This window comes from Dyadobacter endophyticus (assembly GCF_014641595.1).
GTDB classification, from domain to species: Bacteria; Bacteroidota; Bacteroidia; order Cytophagales; family Spirosomataceae; genus Dyadobacter; species Dyadobacter endophyticus.
On sequence record NZ_BMIA01000001.1, the window covers coordinates 2,991,520 to 3,010,337 of the forward strand.

16 protein-coding genes and 1 pseudogene are annotated in these 18,818 nt (G+C 46.3%); 12 read left to right on the top strand and 5 right to left on the bottom strand.

Annotated features, from left to right (window positions below; translation table 11 throughout):
* The first annotated feature begins 9 nt into the window (after positions 1–9).
* Positions 10–1,446: a glycoside hydrolase family 5 protein gene (locus tag IEY24_RS11940; RefSeq protein ID WP_188931965.1), complete on the top strand. Its 1,437-nt coding sequence runs from the start codon at positions 10–12 to the stop codon at positions 1,444–1,446.
* A 268-nt stretch (positions 1,447–1,714) separates the two neighbouring features.
* Here the strand turns inward: IEY24_RS11940 and IEY24_RS11945 are convergent, their stop codons facing one another.
* On the bottom strand, positions 1,715–3,838 hold the full coding sequence (locus IEY24_RS11945; RefSeq protein ID WP_188931966.1) for a hypothetical protein: 2,124 nt from the start codon (positions 3,836–3,838) through the stop codon (positions 1,715–1,717).
* A gap of 533 nt (positions 3,839–4,371) precedes the next feature.
* Between IEY24_RS11945 and IEY24_RS11950 the strand changes: the two genes are divergently transcribed.
* Positions 4,372–4,710: a PadR family transcriptional regulator gene (locus IEY24_RS11950; protein ID WP_188931968.1), complete on the top strand. Its 339-nt coding sequence runs from the start codon at positions 4,372–4,374 to the stop codon at positions 4,708–4,710.
* The gene (locus IEY24_RS11955; protein WP_229222035.1) at positions 4,707–7,313 is read left to right on the top strand and encodes an ABC transporter permease; all 2,607 of its coding nucleotides are present in this window, start codon (positions 4,707–4,709) and stop codon (positions 7,311–7,313) included. Before IEY24_RS11950 ends, IEY24_RS11955 begins: the two co-directional genes overlap by 4 nt.
* Positions 7,314–7,659: 346 nt before the next feature.
* Here IEY24_RS11955 and IEY24_RS33095 read toward each other — a convergent pair.
* Positions 7,660–7,941: pseudogene (locus tag IEY24_RS33095) on the bottom strand (Arm DNA-binding domain-containing protein); the annotation flags it as partial.
* Positions 7,942–8,737: 796 nt separating this feature from the next.
* A complete protein-coding gene (locus tag IEY24_RS11965; RefSeq protein ID WP_188931972.1) occupies positions 8,738–9,157 on the bottom strand; it encodes a hypothetical protein in 420 nt (139 codons plus the stop codon).
* Between the two features lie 1,022 nt (positions 9,158–10,179).
* On the opposite strand from IEY24_RS11965, the gene IEY24_RS11970 reads away from it, so the two are divergent.
* Both IEY24_RS11970 and IEY24_RS11975 read left to right on the top strand, forming a co-directional pair.
* On the top strand, positions 10,180–10,422 hold the full coding sequence (locus IEY24_RS11970; protein WP_090387141.1) for a GlsB/YeaQ/YmgE family stress response membrane protein: 243 nt from the start codon (positions 10,180–10,182) through the stop codon (positions 10,420–10,422).
* A 210-nt stretch (positions 10,423–10,632) separates the two neighbouring features.
* Positions 10,633–10,971, top strand: coding sequence for a hypothetical protein (locus IEY24_RS11975; RefSeq protein ID WP_188931974.1), 339 nt, complete (start codon positions 10,633–10,635; stop codon positions 10,969–10,971).
* A gap of 30 nt (positions 10,972–11,001) precedes the next feature.
* On the opposite strand, the gene IEY24_RS11980 is transcribed toward IEY24_RS11975, so the two are convergent.
* Complete coding sequence (locus tag IEY24_RS11980) at positions 11,002–11,301, bottom strand: hypothetical protein (RefSeq protein WP_188931976.1); 300 nt, start codon at positions 11,299–11,301, stop codon at positions 11,002–11,004.
* A gap of 67 nt (positions 11,302–11,368) precedes the next feature.
* On the bottom strand, positions 11,369–11,656 hold the full coding sequence (locus tag IEY24_RS11985; RefSeq protein WP_188931978.1) for a hypothetical protein: 288 nt from the start codon (positions 11,654–11,656) through the stop codon (positions 11,369–11,371).
* A gap of 662 nt (positions 11,657–12,318) precedes the next feature.
* Here IEY24_RS11985 and IEY24_RS11990 point away from each other — a divergent pair.
* The 7 genes from IEY24_RS11990 (at position 12,319) to IEY24_RS12020 (ending at position 18,664) form a co-directional block, all read left to right on the top strand.
* Positions 12,319–12,738, top strand: a complete 420-nt coding sequence (locus tag IEY24_RS11990) for a hypothetical protein (RefSeq protein WP_188931980.1) — start codon at positions 12,319–12,321, stop codon at positions 12,736–12,738.
* A gap of 48 nt (positions 12,739–12,786) precedes the next feature.
* Positions 12,787–13,473 carry an aquaporin Z gene (gene aqpZ, locus IEY24_RS11995; RefSeq protein ID WP_188931982.1) on the top strand — a complete coding sequence of 229 codons (687 nt, stop codon included), beginning with the start codon at positions 12,787–12,789 and terminating at the stop codon, positions 13,471–13,473.
* Between the two features lie 45 nt (positions 13,474–13,518).
* Positions 13,519–13,830, top strand: coding sequence for an OmpA family protein (locus IEY24_RS12000; RefSeq protein WP_188931983.1), 312 nt, complete (start codon positions 13,519–13,521; stop codon positions 13,828–13,830).
* Between the two features lie 23 nt (positions 13,831–13,853).
* On the top strand, positions 13,854–14,303 hold the full coding sequence (locus tag IEY24_RS12005) for a helix-hairpin-helix domain-containing protein (RefSeq protein WP_188931984.1): 450 nt from the start codon (positions 13,854–13,856) through the stop codon (positions 14,301–14,303).
* Positions 14,304–14,376: 73 nt separating this feature from the next.
* Complete coding sequence (locus tag IEY24_RS12010; RefSeq protein ID WP_188931985.1) at positions 14,377–14,901, top strand: hypothetical protein; 525 nt, start codon at positions 14,377–14,379, stop codon at positions 14,899–14,901.
* Between the two features lie 99 nt (positions 14,902–15,000).
* Entirely contained in the window at positions 15,001–16,386 is a 1,386-nt protein-coding gene (locus IEY24_RS12015; protein ID WP_229222037.1) for a sensor histidine kinase, read from the top strand.
* A gap of 1,696 nt (positions 16,387–18,082) precedes the next feature.
* A complete protein-coding gene (locus IEY24_RS12020; RefSeq protein WP_188931987.1) occupies positions 18,083–18,664 on the top strand; it encodes a Crp/Fnr family transcriptional regulator in 582 nt (193 codons plus the stop codon).
* The last annotated feature ends 154 nt before the right edge of the window (positions 18,665–18,818 follow it).

Consider the following 18,818-nt stretch of genomic DNA (forward strand, 5'->3'; position numbering starts at 1 on the left):
ATTTAAAAAATGAAAACCGTAAAAAATCTATTGACATTATTGTTATGTCTCTTTTACTGCGTTTGCCATGCAAAGGCAATGCCGCCTTCCATCATTGGAAAATGGTACGGCATGAAAGATGGCAGTCCGGTGACCGTCGTGTTCAAAAACAACCAGACCATGTCCATCCACTCGGATGCTTTTTCAGGTCTTTCTTTCACTTGTCAATATAAGGTGGATTCCAGTTCCAGCCCGGTAGCTCTTGACCTGACTGCCATTCCGGGAGGAATGATTTGCGCTGCAATCGTCCATTTTTCAGATCTCGGTACGATAGAGTTCTTTGGTTTGTTTGGTGCACCCGGGTATACGCAACGTCCAGCTACAATCGATCCTGATTCAAAAAAACCTGAGGCCCTGTATTTGAAATTAAGCCGTGACGCAAAAGTCATTGCACAAAAACCGTTGGCCGTAACTCCACCTAATGCAGCTAAACTGGCGTTTGAACGGAACAAACGCCTGGGAAGGGGGCTAAACCTGAACGGACTTCTGGATAACAATTCCGGAGATTTGCATTTGTACAAGATAGCCGACCAACCCATCAAACCAGAATACATTAAAATGATTGCCGATGCAGGGTTCAACAGCGTACGCCTTCCTGTTACATGGTCTGTCCACAGCTCTAAAACGCCTCCTTACACCATTGAGCCTGCCTTCTTTGACAAAGTCGACAGCATTGTAAAAATGTGCCTGGATAATGGGTTGGCCGTATCGATTGACCTGCATTATTACCCATACATCAATATGTCGGAAGGCGAGAAAGGAGTTACTTTTGATGAAAACATCAACCGCTATTATGCGCTTTGGGAGCAAATAGCCGAGCATTACAAAGATTATCCTCCGGAAGTTTATTTTGATTTACTGAATGAACCCAATATTGAAATGGGCGCAAAACTCTGGAATGAGTTAATTGCGAAATCAATTAAGCTAATAAGGAAAACAAACCCGGGACGTACCATCATCATCGGCACACCAAACCTGGGACAGTCATGGACAATCGGATTACTGGATTTGCCTGAAAATGAATGGAACCTAATTGTGCAAATCCATTACTACCTGCCACACCTGTTTACACACCAGGGGCTGGCTTATGCGAGGGCAGAGTCGGGTGTGGGAACGAAATGGGCAGGCACGGACGAAGAGAAAAGGCCGCTGATCCGTGATTTCAATTATTGCACCAAATGGAGTAAGACGCAGTTCAGGCCTATCAACCTGGGGGAATTTGGCGTGAATGAAAAAGCCGATATAGTGTCCCGCGCCCGATATATCAAATTTATCCGGGAGCTGGCAGAAAAAAATGGCATGAGCTTCCATATATGGGGCTTCCGGGAAATTTTTCGCGTTTTCGACGAAGAAACCGGCAAATGGCATCAACCCGTGCTGAACGCCCTGGTACCAGAACAGCAGTGAAAAATTCCTAATTGAATCGTTTTATTTTCTCTCGGCTGGCTCAGAATACATGGCGGGTAGGCAACCGAGGAACGTCTCGCTAACCAATCGTTTAAAACGATTGGTTAGCTTCTCGATGAAACTCCATGTGTAACTCAGCCAAAATTATGGTACGATGATTAGCGTTTTGAGAAAATATTTAGATGGTAGATTTGGGTCAACACCAGCGTTTGGCACGCACTTTCCGAATGCTTTAAATGCGGTAAGCTGACCAGTCCAGTTTGGATCACTAGCGCGAAAGTAATCCGTGATAGTAGGCCATATAGTAGGGGAGCAGGAAAAAAGTCCCTTCGTGCTCATCGTGGCCATCACCTTCCGATGCCAGCAATGCAAAACCGTCGCGGTCTTGCCGGACGTGGCCCCGCTCATCAATAGGGAGGGCATAGCCATTGACGTGCCATCCGATGTTTTTTTCCTGCATCGGCGAAGTGTCAAACACCACATCGAGACGATGGGTGTTATCCATTGTGTAGCCGATCAGGTCCAACGGAATTTTTTGCAGGTTTTCCAGGATAAAGTCGACGCGGTAGTTTCCCTTATAATGCCCACTAACAACCTTAGAAGAATAAAGCCTGTTTTCTGGAAAAAGACCTTTATTCTCGAACATCTTGTGGTCTGCCTGCTGGGTGAAACGGTTAGCAAGTGATGCATAAATCGCGTCCCAGAATGCGTTTTTCTGTTTATGGATATGCTGCCAGGCCACTTCAAGCCCCTGGCGGTACATGAGTAGCAGTGAGGGGTCTGTTTCGTAATTGATAAGCCCGTAAAGGCTCATCAGGCAAAGGTTATTGTCCCAGGGAACTACGTTTTCCGGCGGGAAAAATTCCTTCGGGTGCATTGCATTGATGTGGTACCTGTATTTGTCGCGCAGGATTTTTGCCTCCTGCTCGTATTTTTTATCACCGGTAACATGTCTGGCTACATTCAGAAACGACAGCATCATCATGGAATTAAGCCCGCGCTGATCGTATCCATACACTGAATTGATATATTCCGGAGAGAAATCACCCCAGCGGGTCACTTTGCCATCGTGGTCTACCAGCTTATATCCATGGCGTACCAAATGATCAGTGATGTCGCCTACTACGTCCCGGACCGCCTGTTTTTCCTCTTCTGTTTTGGCGACCAGGTCATAGTAAACACCATAGAAGAAAAAATGTCCGGCCAGTTCGTCTGAACTCGTGTCGCATTTCCAATAATATTTACCGTCTTTGCTTTTTGGAAAACGCGGGTAGATATCCTTCCACATTGGATCACTTTGCTGGTGTCGCAGATTTGCTTCCCGGCTGTATATCTCGTTCACGGGCTCAGGCCAATCTACCGGAACGATTACCCGTGCCGGAAAACCTTTTTCATGAGAAATGTCGACCAACCATTTGCAGGATTTGAAGCTTCGGTCGGCCAGCACTTTTGCCTCGGGGTCACCCGTGGCGGCGTACCTGAATGCCTGCGCCGCTCCATACATGGCCGTGTACATCCCGTCGTTATCCGAAATCGCTACTTCCGAAGTGGCTACATTGAACTGTTCTTTCAAATGGCTTTGCGCGATAAAACCCATGCGGTTATGCCGCTGCTCCACCTGTTTTGTAAAAAGTCCTGCCTTTTCTTCCAGCGACAAAGAAACCCGGGCGATCTGACTGACGCCTTTGTCTGTGCCAATCCACGCGGTGCCGTTATCATTCTGGACTGCAATGGTATTTACCTGATCGTCCGGTAGCCAGCGGCGGCTGAAACGATATTTAAACTCGTCATTGTCTACTTCAATAGCTCCTTTCTTCGTGCCGAACCAGACAATGCCCTCCGGGCCGGCGGCAGCGCAGGTGAATTGGTTATAAGGTAAGCCTTCCTTTCCGGTGAACAGCTTCCATTTATTGCCGTCCAAATACCCCGCGCCTTCATCCGCACCAAACCAGAGCCGCCCTTTCGAGTCGGTTACCAGCGCCGCAACATTCCTGAGCACCCAGCTATATTGGTTATCCTTTGGAAAGATCCGTTCCGGTTTTTTGCCATGCTTGAAAAAATACAAACCCTCCTCACATCCAATCGCATACCCATCGCGATAGGGCACAGCGGTGAGTATTTTCGTTTGAGAAAAAACGGGTAGCCCCGCATAAGCCACCGGTTTTTCATTAGGAACCGACATCCATTTCCCCTCGTGGAACTGCACTGTTTTACCCGTCACCGTTGCGACGGGCTTATTATTCTTTAATGTTATCCGAGAGATTTTCCCTTCCGGCAACCCTTCTTTAGTTGAATGAATGGTTACCACTTCCTGCACGAATTTCTGGTCAGCGGCCGACTGGCCTAACGAGTAAAAAGGGGCGAGCAGGATGCAATGGAAAAATAGTTTCATGAAGCAAATGGGAAAAATTCAGACAAACCAATGCGCTTAATACTTTTCGGTGGCCTAAAAAGGCTACCGACATGATTGGGTTGCCAAACATTTTATCCAGATTACAGGACCATTATTTTTCACACACATTCGAAAATGGTGCATTTTGATACACCAGACTCTTTAATCAGCTATGGTAGTTTGGAGGCTAAAATAGATTACTGAATGAATTGAGCCATTGGATTCAAACAGGCAGGCATGCCGAATTCAATACGTTGGTCATTGAAAGTGTATCCTTAAATAGGGCCGCTGCCGGAGGAAACATCTGGGTGAGTACTGCAACGGACTTTCGATGCCAGCAGTATGATCATATTAATTCCCAACGTCCACTGACCTTCCTGTTATCTACTGTTCAATATCGGACACGGCTCCGTCCCCGCGTGAACAATAAATTTTTCCTCGATGATTCTGGAAGGCATTAATAGCCCTTTTTTGGGGCTTCCCAAACCTGGCATGCATTTATACTATAAAATATAAACTAATCATTTTCTTGAATGCGAAGGACCTATTTGGGTGAATTTGAAGAGCTCGTTCTATTGATGATCGTAATCCTGGATGGCGACGCTTATGGCGTAACGGTTTCTCATGAAATCGAGCAGCATACGGGCAGGGTCGTCACTTTCGGCGCGGTTCATAATACATTGATCCGCCTGGAAGAAAAAGGGTTTGTAACCTCCGAGCTCGGAGGGGCTACTACTGAGCGTGGAGGCAGGCGGAAACGACTTTTTAAGGTGACAACCCTCGGGAGAAGCGCGCTGGCCGATATCCAGCAGCTGCGCAACAAACTTTGGAAACTAATGCCCGATGCTACTTTAAAGCTAAGCGGGATATGAACACACCACAACCGCCGCGGTGGGCGAAAACGCTGCTTCGCTGGCTGCACCCTGAAAATACGATTGAAGAAGTGGAAGGCGACCTGGACGAGCTGTATGCGTATGCATGTAAACGTTCTGGAAAAACACATGCATTGCTGCGCTATCTGCTGAATGTTCTCACGGTGCTCCCACCATTTGTGCGCCGGCGTGGTGGCAAAACCCAATATGATCAACCATTTTCTCTTAGCCCTGATATGTTAAAAAATTATTTCAAAATCGCCTGGCGGAACATTGTCCGTCAAAAAGCTTATTCGTTACTGAACATTGCAGGCTTATCCATCGGCATGGCTTGCAGCATTCTGATCCTTTTGTGGGTGCAGAACGAGCTGAGTTACGACCGCTTCCACACCCGCGCCAACCAGCTGTTTCGCCTCACCTGCAGTGCAGGCGACTTCAAAGCGGCCGTCAGTCCGGCAGGAATGGCCAGGGGCTTGCAGGCGCAGTTGCCGCAGGTCAAAGGCGGGGTAAGAATGAGCAAACCCAGCCCGATGCTGTTTGAAGTGGGAGAAAAAAAGGTGGAAGAAAAGCGCGTCTTTTATGCCGATTCCAACTTCCTGGAAGTGTTCTCGTTCCCGCTGCTGGCCGGAAATACCGCTACGGCCCTGAGCGACCCGGGAGCGATATTGATCACCGAAGAAACGGCCAGAAAATATTACGGTACAGCCGACGCCGTAGGCAAGACGGTGCGCATCAACAACCACGACAACTTTACCATTGCCGGCGTGCTGGCCAATACGCCTTCCAATTCGCATTTGCAGTTCGACGCGATCATTCCCATGAAAACAATGGCCAGCTGGAACTGGGATTTAAAAAACGACACCTGGGGCAATTTCAACTTTTATACCTACCTCGAACTTGACGAAAAGACGGCCGCCTCTGGCCCCGCTCGGCAAAAACTCCTGCAACAAATAGGCAAAATGTTCAAAGCACATGGCGAGACGATCAAAATCGATTTCCAGCTGCAACCGTTAACGGATATCCACCTGCATTCCAACTTGCAGATCGACGTTCCGGGACATGGTAACATTCAGTATGTCAACGTTTTCTTTATCGTTGCGATCTTCATTCTGGCGGTGGCCTGCATTAATTTCATGAACCTGGCCACGGCGCGCTCCGAGCGCAGGGCCAAGGAAGTAGGCCTTCGTAAGGTGGTGGGTGCCAATCGGTACCAGCTTGTGTTCCAGTTCCTGGGCGAATCGCTCATGTTTTCGTTCCTCTCGCTGGTGATCGCGATCGGGATTGTGTACCTGTTGCTGCCCGTGTTCACCATGCTGACCGAGAAAACCCTCGCCATTCATTTGCTGGATGGAAAGCTGCTGATGAGCCTGCTAGGCATCGCGGTTTTGACGGGCCTGGTTTCCGGCAGCTATCCCGCATTGTTCCTGTCGGGGTTCGCGCCTGTAAAAGTGCTGAAAGGCAAGATGCGGGTAGCCGGAGGAAACCTGCTTTTTCGGAATGCGCTGGTGGTAACGCAGTTTGTGGTCGCTATTGTGCTGCTCGTTGGCACTGCGGTGGTCTACAAACAGCTCGATTTTATCAAAAAACGAAACCTGGGCTTCGACAAGTCCAACCTGTTGTACCTGCCCATGACCGGGGAGCTGGGCGGAAAACAACAAGCATTGAAAACATCACTGGCCCAAAATCCGCTGACGGAAAACTTCACCGTCATTTCAGATCTGCCCACAAAGCTGGAATCCGGGACCGTTGACGTCGTTTGGGACGGGCAGATTAGCCGTAACCAGGTCGTGTTCCCCTCGCTGGATGTGGATGAAAATTTCATCAAAGTCTTCAAATCGCAAGTGCTGGCAGGCCGTGGATTCGACAAAATGTTTTTGGGCGACAGTTCCAGCTATATGATCAATGAAAAGGCGATGCAGGTCATGGGGATGAACATCAACAATGCCGTAGGAAAGCCGCTCACTTTCGGAAATACCAAGGGAACGATCATTGGGGTCGTCAAGGATTTTCATTTCAAGTCGCTGCAATATGCTATGGAGCCGCTGATCCTGCGCCTTAACAAATGGGGCGGCGTGGTAATGGTCCGTACCACAGCGGGCAATAACGAGCAGACGATCAAAGCATTGGAAAAGATCAACCAACGACTCAACCCGGCCTTTCCTTTCACATTTGGTTTTTTGGATAAGGATCTGGATAATCTCTACCGTAGCGAGCAGCAAATGGGAGGCATTTTCAATTTGTTTGCGGGTCTGGCTATCTTCATCTCGTGCCTGGGCTTGTACGGCCTGTCCGCATTCATGGCCGAGCAGCGCACGAAGGAAATAGGCGTACGTAAAGTGCTCGGCGCCACCGTCGCGGGGGTTGTAGGGTTGCTTTCACAGGATTTTTTAAAACTGATCGTGATTGCCATCGTCATCGCATCACCGATCGCGTGGTATGCCATGAATAAATGGCTGCAAGGCTTCGCCTACCAAACCACCCTCGAATGGTGGGTCATCGGCCTGGCTGCCATACTGGCGACTGGCATCGCATTGTTCACGATCAGTTTTCAAAGTATCAAAGCAGCGCTCACAGACCCGGTCAAGAGTTTGCGGAGCGAGTAGAGCCAAAGCTGGCCCAACTTCGGCCGAATCCCTTTGTCAAACCATTGATGCGTATGGAAAAAGAACAAAACCCTGCTTAGGGGTGCTGTCAATTTTTCTCAGATCTTTCTCGCTTCAAGTTTGGGAATTCGACCTCAAGCCTCGGTAACCTGTTCCGGATAGAGTCTAATGTCGACCTGTTTTTCGAAAGATCGCCTCAGAGGTGATTCAAAGTGGAGAGTTCACCTACTAAAAAGCAGAAGAGAAAGATTTGCAGTTAAGGAAACTCTTGACGTTTCTGGAAGCTGCCTCATACCGATTATACGTTCCCCTCGCAAAATCTTTTCCCACCAAGCCCAACATTTCATCATTGTGCCTTTTGAAAAGACGATCCTGTAAGCTGGGATTTAAAATTTGCTGGGGTGATGTCCAGTTCATGATCCAATAAGTATCGATGAATCTCATACACCTTGTTCTGAACGGGATCCAGGTACAGATTTAGCTGCTTCACATCCTCCTTTTGACCATTTTTTCGGCCAGTCGACGCATTCCATTTCTCTGGTTCACAGGTTCGTTGGGTGGCGATTTCAAGTCTCCTACCTTCGATAGTGACTCTAATGTAGATTGGCAACTTCCCTTTTTTTGAGTTGCGGGGCTTTCTCGAGACATAAACTTAACGTGAAAATACAGCGAATTTAAAAAGATGGCAACCAATTAGACCAAAATCAACCTATGGAGATGCGGGGATGTCAATCGAACACTTAACACGACTTTTAACATTAATAGAGACTATTAAACTGGAAGACTAGACTGACTTTTTAGATTCTAATTGCATTATATAACAGGTCACTGGGCCGTATGGCTATTCCCAATATTTGGGTCACACGTTTGAATCCCGGCGGGACAACAGAGAACGCCCCAAAAGGCGCTGTTCCCAAAAAAGTTAGAACTTCTTGGGCGCAGGGCCTTTTTTTCGCTTAGTATGGCCTACCAGGTGTTGATGCAGATGCAGACGGCAATATTTTATCCTGATTGAGGCCATTGACGCCTTGTTGGCGCGGGCAGATGATCAGACGCGGTTCATTCCCAGTCATGAATAGTCAGCATTTTTCCTCTGGGTCAGCACCAACCCAAAGAATCGATCTGCGCTGCCATAACCTTAGTTTGAAAGTGCTAAGTGCTACGCTATCTTTGTCTTGGGGGGCTGGGGCAAAAAACAACATGTCTAACCATGGTGTCAGACCAGCCTATTCCGTGGCAAAGTGACCACCTGACTTATCTCGAGCACGTAGATAACTACCTGTTAATTTGGATGATATCATGGTCCATACCATCCGAAATAACATGGTGAGCCAAAAGCGGATTACCCTGGTCAGCAGTTCCGAATTCTCCAGTCAGGTCACTCATTTCGTCAGGGAACATTTTGGAGAAGCTGTTATCTCATTTCACCTGACATACAGCCCATGTACCGCAAACTTCTGCCTATCCCGCCCATGGCGAACAATCAAGGTGCCTTCGTATTCACTTGTCAGCTCATCAACCACTTTCTGCTCTTTGACAGATAATATTATGCTATAATCCGTCGCGGAGAAATACATATCAAATCCCCGGGCATTCTTTACGGTCATCGTGTAGCTCAATGGAATGGTCTGACCTGCACTAATGTAAGCGGCCCTTTTTAACGGATCTGCGGTGAAGATATACTCCTTTTTGCCCAAAGGGACCTGACGTAGCGCGAAAAAGTAACCTGACTCATGGTTGCCGCGCAATCGACTAACCCCAACGGTCGACGTGCTTTGACTGAGCAGATCTGTGCTGCAAAAGGGGGCTAAAAGGCTGAAACAAATTAGATAGATGTATAACATGCGCATGGAAGAACATGGTACCAAAAATAGCGTCCTACCAGGTAAGCTAAAATAGCTACTGTTCGAGTGATAGCTAGAATTCATACAGTGTCGCTTACACTAACAATAGCATACATCTAGAATTAATCGCACCGTCGCCTAGAAATGATTCAGTGTATTAGGAGCATTAAGAAAAAAGCGCTTTGGTTTGTCAAGGTTGTCGTTGCTTTGCGAACGATGACATCTCTTGCAAGCGACAGATTGACGCGAAAACCTTTTTTAAATTAAGTCTGCCGTAGACGTTCAATGTCTCACACTAAAACAGCCTTCGTTATGAGATCATCATGTTTTGTTATCGAAAAGGCCAATAAATATATCACCGAAATAGATCGCCTTACTGCTAGGTTATACCCCAGCTAGCTCGGTGCGTGAAAAGCCCGGACAACAAAAGCTTTCTGACGAGATTTCGGACTTGAAACTAAAAATAAAGCTGTTGTTTAACCGCATAAATATCACCAGATTCGTTTGCGGTTTAAACCATCTAATTTGTAACTGGCGTTATTTCATCACTCTTTTTCGAACAAGCACAATTAAATGCTACTAAAAAAGTAAAATAAAGAACAATACAATAAATGGACTTATCTTTCATAAATAATTAATTAAATAAGTTTGACCATAAAATGAGCAACAAAACCAATCATGGCGCGAAATTAAAAGGAACATTTAATATAAAAGAAACGTCTTTAATCGCATTCTTATTAGTCGACATAATCGAAAAGCAATTCACAAATTACTTCTATAATTAAATGTAGATTTTAACCATCCTCTCGAACAGCGGCTAACATTACTAGAATCAATTCTAGTATCCATTTTTTTACAAATAAAAATTTTACGTTTGCCAAAGCTATTATCAACCGTCGACTCAGAGTACCGGCAGGGTATATAATTGAGGTTTGCACAGCTACTGCCAGCAAGCTTGATAAAACATTGCAAATCCGAACTTCTTAACAGACAATTTCTTAACCAAACAAATCGAATTTATTATGGATTTCCTGTATTTCCTCCTGATCGGAGCCATTTCAGGCTGGCTAGCCGGCGTACTGTTCAAAGGATGGGGTTTCGGCTTAATTGGCAACATACTTGTTGGTATTGCCGGATCTATTCTGGGTGGCTGGCTTGCCGGTAAACTGGGCATTGGAGGACAAGGCCTGTTGGGGCACATCATCATTGCTGCACTTGGTGGATGGCTATTGCTCTTTCTGATCAGCCTGGTAAGCAGACGTTAAATAGCGACGTATGCTTTTAGGCGTTAGCACAGTTCCAATGCCGTGTGTTTCCGATACCCGGCATTGGACAATACTGTCTTTCGAAAATCAACTACCAACGGACAGCCATATAGGTAAAGCTTCCCTGCGAGCCAGCGTCCTGGACTACCGGTCTGCCGCATGCAGTCGTCTTGGCCGTGAATTACATCCAACAACTAATATCTTCAAACCATGAAAGTTACTACTTTGCTATTTTCGGCATTGCTTTTTTCAAAAGCAGCATTAGCTCAAACCGGCACGCTGCTCGTGTATGGCAACCTTGACATCGCCTCCTCGAAGGCTTCGACGGGTGTCAAGTCTAATGCATTTTCGCTGAGCCCCGGAGTTGGTTATCAATTCAATGACCATTGGACGGCGGGAGCTAACCTGCCCCTTTCAAGCACATTACCTGGTCTTTGCGCCAAAACAAAAGTCGCGGACGAGAAGCTCCACAATAAAAAAGCCAACACGACCGGTGATTGTGCACGGATCGAGCAGCGAAGTGATCTAAGAATCATGATGAGACGCTGAGCGAAGCTACTGCGCTGCGATCAAAGTGAATCATTGATTGTTGAAAAGCTTTTTAATGATGGGTAAAAGCCGTTTTCCAAAAACAATTGTCAAAAGGAATTTGATGGCTAGATCAACGGCGATCATACAGTTGTCTACAAGGGCAATTTCGAAGTGGTTATCGAAAATATTTGCCAACAGGATCAGCACCAACGTCACTGAAATATCTATGACAATATACAAGGCAAGTCCGATCAGAAACTGTACCACCAGATCCCCGGTGCTCAGCCCTGCATCGAGTCGGGCCGGATAGACATAGATCCGGCAGTAGTCGATAAACTTTTTGTGCATTACATCATTGATATTTGGGTTTTGCAATTCATATGAACCGGGTGCAGATCCCACGAGCTTGGTGTGTTCAGGGATGACAAATAAAGTAGGTACCCAAAAAAACAAGCGTCAGGCAAACCATCATCAGCCAGCCTTGCAAAAGCATCAGATGCTTTTTATACCATTCGGACAGCTTCTCACTGAGAACTACATACGCGTTGAAGATAATACCGGAAAGCACCAGCGAAAGTAGCAGTTCAGCGACGCCCCTTCCGGTCACAGGATCAAACTTGACTAGCGTCAGGTTAAGTGCTAAAATCAGCGTGCATAAAGTTAAAGCCCAGGAGCAGATCGGAGAAAGTCTTCCCTTTTGCATATCATTTATTCAACTCATCTGTTAAAACAAAAAATTCTCACTATCTGTCTACGATTCAGTTTAGAGGGGACTTCAAGGGTACTTACACTCATTTTCCGCAGGAACCAGGCCTTTTGAGGATCAACAATATTAACATGGAACAGGTCGCTGCTAGCGGCAGCTTTAATTGAAAAACAAATTTAGTTTTTAATTAGCGACTTGCGTATTGATTCAATATGAAATATATACCTAAATAAATTCTATGACATACTAGAATAATTGCTATTACAAATAATATTTGCACATTTTATCTTTGGTAAACTTAATCGCACCCATCACCCAGTCGGAGTCTGTTCAAAAGTTCAACGACAACTATTGTCATGAAAAAATTAAAGTTGCCAACAAATCAATTGGCAATTAGCTATTGTAAGGCTATTAAATATATTCAATACATTAAATTTATTTCGAATAACTTTTGGACACGAAATGCCGATAATCTCCCGGTTATACCGGGAGATATATTTTCATCTGTGCGTAAAAATCTACAAACAACCATTAACAAATCTACATTTCTTACGCGCTGATTAAAATATGTTTGCTCAATAAAATAAGAAATCTATTAGTCGCCCATTGACCAACCCACAATCGTTTGAAAACAACCTCCGTTCAACCCGATAGCGAAGATGCCTATGCAGCGACATTACAATTCTATTACCGACAGTCCACAGCGCTTCAATTTAACCGGACACTTTGTAATTTTTATCCTTGAGATCGTTTCATCATGGATGTATGTATCGTTTCTGTGCTATGAATCTGCAGGCCTGGATCGGCCCTCTGCATTCTTTTTAGGAGCACTCGCCAGCGTGCTCACCAGTACGCTTTGCTACGGCAATCATTTCTTCCGTGTGGTATTGGTGGTATTTTTTTCTGTTTCATGGGGATACCTCGCCCTGGCACTTACAGATCTGATGCCTGGCAGCTCCATTAACCGCTGGGTAGCATTTGGGATCGTTTCTCTGCTCCTGCTGCTTGCTCACAGACCTATTCTCAGGAAAAAACTACCCACCAGCGCGCAAACAAGATCCAGTGCCCACCTCTTTTGATTTCATTCAATATTCTTTTAACCAATTTTAATTCTTATCCGCTTTACAATGAAAAAAAAGTATTTAGCTGAGTTCTTGGGCACATTTTGGCTGGTATTCGGCGGATGCGGAAGCGCCATGTTATCAGCGGCATTTCCTGCGGTCGGTATCGGTCTTCTGGGCGTCTCTCTTGCGTTTGGTCTCACCGTTCTGAGCATGGCATATGCAGTGGGCTCTGTTTCAGGCGCACATTTAAACCCGGCTGTTTCGATAGGTCTGTGGGCCGGTGGCAGACTCGATGCCGACCAGCTGCCCGGATACATTATTTCCCAAATAGCAGGCGGGTTACTGGGTGCGGCAACGCTATTTGTTATTGTAACAGGTAATGGCAGCTCCATTGCCGATTTTGCCGCCAATGGTTATGGCACGCATTCCCCGGGCGGATACAATATGGTTTCCGCATTTGTAACCGAGCTTACCCTGACTTTCTTTTTTCTGCTGATCATTCTGGGCGCAACGCGTGTCGAAGCTCCATCCGGATTTGCCGGCATCGCTATCGGCCTAGCGCTCACGCTGATTCACCTGATCAGTATCCCGGTAACCAATACGTCAGTCAACCCTGCCCGAAGTATAAGCCAGGCCCTTTTTGTGGGCGGGTGGGCAATCCAGCAACTTTGGCTTTTTATTGCCGCCCCTATCGCAGGCGCAATACTGGCCGGGCTTGTCCATAAATTGTTGGCCGGTCAAAACCGGTGATTACGGTCTTCATCAAAGTCAGGCATTCCATGATTTATCCGTATTATGTCAAAAAGTAACGTTTTCTGGTGGCTTATCCTTGGTGGATGGATGGCCGCCTCCACCTGGTGGCATGTATGCAAGATCAAATTGTTATGCGATCCGGTTCTGTGTGAGCCTATCCGCTACCAGCGTCCCGACAGCCCGCTATCTATTCAGGACGGCGACCGCTTTTCGGTGAAACGGCAGTTAACCCTGGCGGGCCTACCGGCGCAGCAACTACTCACAGATGCCAAAGGGCAAAACGCCCCTAAAAAGAGCAATAGTACTGCTGATGGCAGAGCAGCAAACCGCCGTGTCGCCATCGTTGTCCAGTAGAGTCACCATTAACACGTATAAAAATGTTCCAACTCAATCCGTTAAACCTGCCTGACGCCTGGTGGCAACATACACTGATGCTACTTACCTCGGCTTTTTTAGGTTTCGTCATCGCATACCGGAAAGGGCAACTGCGGCTTTTCAAGCTAATCCAGCACATAGAAGCAGGCCAGGTGAGCCTTGCCAGATGTCAGCATCAGGACCTATCGGCCGCAGTGGCGATCCTGGGTGATGATCTTAAAAAGATCGAGGGCATTGGCCCTCAGATAGAAAAACTGCTTCAACAAGCGCATATCTGGACTTACCAGGAGCTTAGCCTTACCTCAGTCGAAGCTATACAACACATTCTTGACGCGGCGGGCCCGGGTTTCCAAATGCATGATCCTGCTACCTGGCCCAAGCAGGCTCAGCTCGCTCACCGGGGCTTATGGGATGAGCTGCTGGAATGGCAACTCAGGCTTAATGGAGGTTAAGTGTACCGGTGCAGCCTCTGCCCGTCACATCTAACCGAAAATCTTCACTTCAACAAACCATAATTTAGAAACAATGAAAAAATCGGTCAGCATTTTTATTTTAACGCTGCTGTGCGGGATTGCCCGAGGACAGGAAAACAACTGGGCTGTCGGCGTTAAACTTGGCGAGCCGACCGGGGTCGCTATTCGCAAATACTTTAATAACATCCAGGCCTTGGATGTTACAATTGGCACCTATGGCGGGATTCTCTCCGGAGAACGTGCGTATAGAGGTGATAATGGCAGGTATAAAAATACTGGAGTGTCCCTGCAAATCCACTACCTATGGCACACCCCGGTATTTAACTCGGAGGTCTTACGTGTTTACTATGGAATCGGTGGGCAGATCAATAACCGCCGGTCATATCCTAAACGGCTAAATGGTCAGTATGAAAAGGCGCTCACATTGGGCGGCTCTGCGATTGGGGGATTTGAATACTTTATACCCGACAACCGGGTCAGCGTATTCCTGGAAGCGGGAACTTATGTTGAAGTGCTCAGAAAGCCATTTTTTCTAAGCCCGAATTTGTCGGCGGGCATCCGCTTTTCTCCCTTTTGATACGAATCCCCAATCCGAAAAATAAATGGCAACAAAACCCGGCTAGACTTCAAGCGCTTGGCGATCCAAATTCGCCGGAAATTTGTAGCAGTTTGTTCGATGTCACTTACTTACAGTTTATTAGGTATCTGGCAAGCGATGATTTACTTAAAAATCACGTCGGTCAAAGTTGACTATATTTCCATACCGTCCATTAAAGGTATGGTTTGGTTTCAGCCCAGGAATGTGCAGCGTTACACGCCCGAAGGACGCATCATCTTGGACAGGTTTGAAGTTAACGGCAAGCAAATTCCGATCACAAATGAAGTAGTGGGCATCCCCGACAAGGCTGACAATATCGAACTGTTTTTCTCTACCGCCTATTTCGGCAACAGTGACAATCTAAAGGTGTTCTATTCACTTGTAAAAGAAGGTAAACCCATTTTGGAGTCTGATTGGGTTGCATTGCAAAACGACGATTTTAAAGTCCAAATTTCAGAAAAACACTCAGGAAGGTATACACTGACAATCCGCAAGCTCAACGGATTTGGCCCGGACAATTACACGACAACGCGTATTCTGCTAGATTTTCCTCAGAAATGGTATGAAAACCTGTGGATTATTTCAGGAGCAGTCTTGTTGATGGGTTTGATTATTTTTGGCTCGACGGCTGCATTTGATAGCTATAAGCTAAGGTCAATCATTGCTAAGAATGTCCAGTTGGAACAAATCGTTGCGCAGCGCACCGAGAAGCTCAACCGGACCCTGCATGGCCTTGAGTTGTCCAGAAGAGAAAAGGACAAACAGCTGCATGTACTATCCAGGATTGTAGCTTCAATCAGTCATGATGTACAATCCCCGCTAAAGTACATGTCATTTGCCTTAGATAAGATTGCCCCACTTGTTGAATCGGGCGACACTGATCAAATCCTCAGAATTGGCTCTTTGACATCAGGCATGTCGCACCGGATGGGTACAATGCTGGAACAATTGATTAATTTTTCAAAGGTGCAGGTGTATGGTAAACAACTAACACCCGAAGACATTGCGATCAGGGATCTTGTGGAGGAAAAAGTGGAACTTTTCCTTGGCACAATTCAGCGGAACGGCAGTCTGTTCTTTAATGACCTGCCGGTAGAAAAGCAAGTAAAATCAGATCACCTGCTGCTATCGATTATTTTGCATAACCTGCTGGATAATGCCGCAAAATTCACTCTAAATGGCCAGATAAGAGTGTATATGAGCGATATAGATCAGAATAGCGAAGAGTTGATTATTGCCAACACTGGAGCCAACATCCCCAACTATATCGTCGATATGGTAAATTCACCCTTCAAAGAGCGCAGTCTGGACGAGCTTGTAGACACTGGCAAAGTCAAAGGGCTGGGGCTTCTGATTGTCAAGGAGGTCGCCGCACTGGCTCAAATCTCAATCAACGTTAGTCAAGCCAACTTCACTTATTTCCGGCTTCAACTCAACAAATCAGAAACAGTCGCCGGACAATAACAGAACCGGTAATCATGCAACCGCTTTTGCCCAAACTGTATCGGGGTAAAAGCCCGCTGCCCGAATATTGCCCGCAGGCATTAAAGCCGAATTATTTCTATCCAAAGAGCGAATAAACGCCATTAATCACATGGCCTGGGATCGCTATTTTTGCCACATACATCCTTTTTGGCTGACAGATATCCGGACACCACTTTTGAAACATTTGTATCCTCTTGCTTTCTCAAATATGAACAAATATTCATCCGGACATTTAGCTATTGCCGAAACGGGCAAAACACCGTCACACATATCCGGCTTTGTGCGATCATCGACTAGGAAAGCAGCTTACAAATCAGAATTGCAAAAGCGGAGCGGAAAAATTCCAGCTCCGCTTTCAATACTACATTCTGCCCGGGTTGCAGTCACATGGAAAACAACTCTACTCCAAAATGTATAGAGCTGAATATTAACTTAACACACTATGATTAGCAGCTGTCTTAATACTTACCAAAAATGGTCTCTTGACTATGCACAGATTCCTACCGGTCACCTCCTCAAATCAAAAGGCAGTATAGAGCGGACATACCTATGAAGTCGCCATCTTTGCAAACTAACTGCCCCCTACCAGTACGTCTGTGTTCGAATCACAAAAATCCCGGCATCGGACCTGGCATTTTTGAATTCCTGTGACACCAAGCTTGGTCCACGCGCTTGGTTGCCATTTAAGATGATGTCATTGCCAATGTTTCGGTTCGCATGCAGTCAGGCTCTGCCTGAGATGGCCGACAAGTATACAAAGCTAGTAAGGTAGTAAACGGGAGCGAATCAAATCGAAATCACGTCTGGTGGCAGATGACTGCCTTAACCGGCTCGATTCGTAAAAATATTTCTACCTTATCCGGTATTGGGCGTTAAGTCAACGATCGCGACAACTTGGAAAAATACAAAGACCAGGCACCACCATGCTATAATGCTCGCTTGGGTAGGACCGCTCAGACGCGCCCTCTAAGATTTTGCAAAAAGCACTACCCTACCATTATGTATCCAAATTCAATTATGATTCGTCATATGCGAAATCAAAATCATTCGTCCCGGCCATTCAAAACAAGTCAAAGGCTGGATGAATGATATTAAAAATATACAACGACCTAATGAATTGTGAGCAATTTCCTAACGATCTGTGATTGACAAGTAACCGATGGTGCCCGTATGTTTGCAATATATCCCCTTTCCTGACCACAAATCTACTGTCCAACTACCCATGTCAACATCCAAGCGACACAGGTTTTCCTTGTTTCCCGTCACCGGTTCTGCCTGCAAGTCAAGCAGATCCATTCAAACCCGGAACCGGCCTGGTGGCTGCATTTGTGAAACCGGCCCCAAGCCAATCCATGAGGAATCAGGCTGATTCAAAGAATGCGGCCGATTGCCCGATCAAGCATTTAAGATAACCAGGGCCGGGCAGCCCGTATATTGTGAATAGTCAAGGCCAGTATGTTTCCAATCCGGCGAGTCTTCGGGCTGTGCATTTAAAAGAAAGTCAGTTCCGGTCAAAACCAGGTGGTAAACAAATCTGGCCATCAGATTTGTAAATAACTAACAACACGCATCCGTGCTTAACTCTTTGGCAATATTCCAGGTCACTCACTAGCAAAACACGGACCTTGACTACCTGGCTTTTTGATATCATTTTACTTTAGTGTACGTCAGTAAAATGACTGAATTTTTCGCGCTCCTATCAAATTCCGGTCAGGTAGAACAAGATTCAAAACTATGGGAGGATCTAACCAAGTCAACTCGACTAACCTACCTGAATGAGCATGAGACCATTCTGGTTGCGGACACCCACCAGGAGTATATCTATTTTATCGTGCAGGGTTGTATTAGAAGCTTTTTTAAACGGGCCGATGGGGCTGAAACAACTTGCTGGTTCTTTGGCAACGGGGATATGGTTTTCTCTGAAAGCAGCCTGCTCTACAAACAGCCCTCACAGCTGAGCATGCAGGCAACTTGCCCAACGAAAGCATATAGGATTAGTACGCAAAATTTTGAGCTGATCACGGGCGCGTATCCGGAGTTCAGAAACGTCTGCCTCAGGCTCCAGGCCAGCTATCATCAGAAGCATTTTGAGCATAACCAAGTGGTGCTCAGGCTTCCGCGAGCTTCTCGCTTTAATAAGTTTTTAAGTCAAAACCCCCGGATCATAGGACAGGCAAAGGAAAAGGACATTGCCAATTTCCTTCATATGCACCCTAATTCGTTTTCCGCCTTAAAGAGAGACTCGATGCAAAGGTGACAGCTTTGCAAGATCAGACCAGTAAAATGCTAGCGGACAGCCCAGTATAATGGCCAGAAAGCAACCGTAGACAGTACAACGTTGTATGCCAATGCCAATCATGCGCACAGAATGAATTGGAAAACCTATTTGCAAGAAAACGCGAACAAACTAT

Coding starts and splice junctions, on each gene's coding strand:
- IEY24_RS11990 (WP_188931980.1), top strand. CDS start 12,319: ATGCCTATGCAGCGACATTACAATTCTATTACCGACAGTCCACAGCGC.
- IEY24_RS11955 (WP_229222035.1), top strand. CDS start 4,707: ATGAACACACCACAACCGCCGCGGTGGGCGAAAACGCTGCTTCGCTGG.
- IEY24_RS11970 (WP_090387141.1), top strand. CDS start 10,180: ATGGATTTCCTGTATTTCCTCCTGATCGGAGCCATTTCAGGCTGGCTA.
- IEY24_RS11980 (WP_188931976.1), bottom strand. CDS start 11,301: ATGCACAAAAAGTTTATCGACTACTGCCGGATCTATGTCTATCCGGCC.
- IEY24_RS12005 (WP_188931984.1), top strand. CDS start 13,854: ATGTTCCAACTCAATCCGTTAAACCTGCCTGACGCCTGGTGGCAACAT.
- IEY24_RS12020 (WP_188931987.1), top strand. CDS start 18,083: ATGACTGAATTTTTCGCGCTCCTATCAAATTCCGGTCAGGTAGAACAA.
- IEY24_RS11985 (WP_188931978.1), bottom strand. CDS start 11,656: ATGCAAAAGGGAAGACTTTCTCCGATCTGCTCCTGGGCTTTAACTTTA.
- IEY24_RS11950 (WP_188931968.1), top strand. CDS start 4,372: ATGCGAAGGACCTATTTGGGTGAATTTGAAGAGCTCGTTCTATTGATG.
- IEY24_RS12010 (WP_188931985.1), top strand. CDS start 14,377: ATGAAAAAATCGGTCAGCATTTTTATTTTAACGCTGCTGTGCGGGATT.
- IEY24_RS11975 (WP_188931974.1), top strand. CDS start 10,633: ATGAAAGTTACTACTTTGCTATTTTCGGCATTGCTTTTTTCAAAAGCA.
- IEY24_RS11940 (WP_188931965.1), top strand. CDS start 10: ATGAAAACCGTAAAAAATCTATTGACATTATTGTTATGTCTCTTTTAC.
- IEY24_RS12000 (WP_188931983.1), top strand. CDS start 13,519: ATGTCAAAAAGTAACGTTTTCTGGTGGCTTATCCTTGGTGGATGGATG.
- aqpZ (WP_188931982.1), top strand. CDS start 12,787: ATGAAAAAAAAGTATTTAGCTGAGTTCTTGGGCACATTTTGGCTGGTA.
- IEY24_RS11945 (WP_188931966.1), bottom strand. CDS start 3,838: ATGAAACTATTTTTCCATTGCATCCTGCTCGCCCCTTTTTACTCGTTA.
- IEY24_RS11965 (WP_188931972.1), bottom strand. CDS start 9,157: ATGTTATACATCTATCTAATTTGTTTCAGCCTTTTAGCCCCCTTTTGC.
- IEY24_RS12015 (WP_229222037.1), top strand. CDS start 15,001: ATGTCACTTACTTACAGTTTATTAGGTATCTGGCAAGCGATGATTTAC.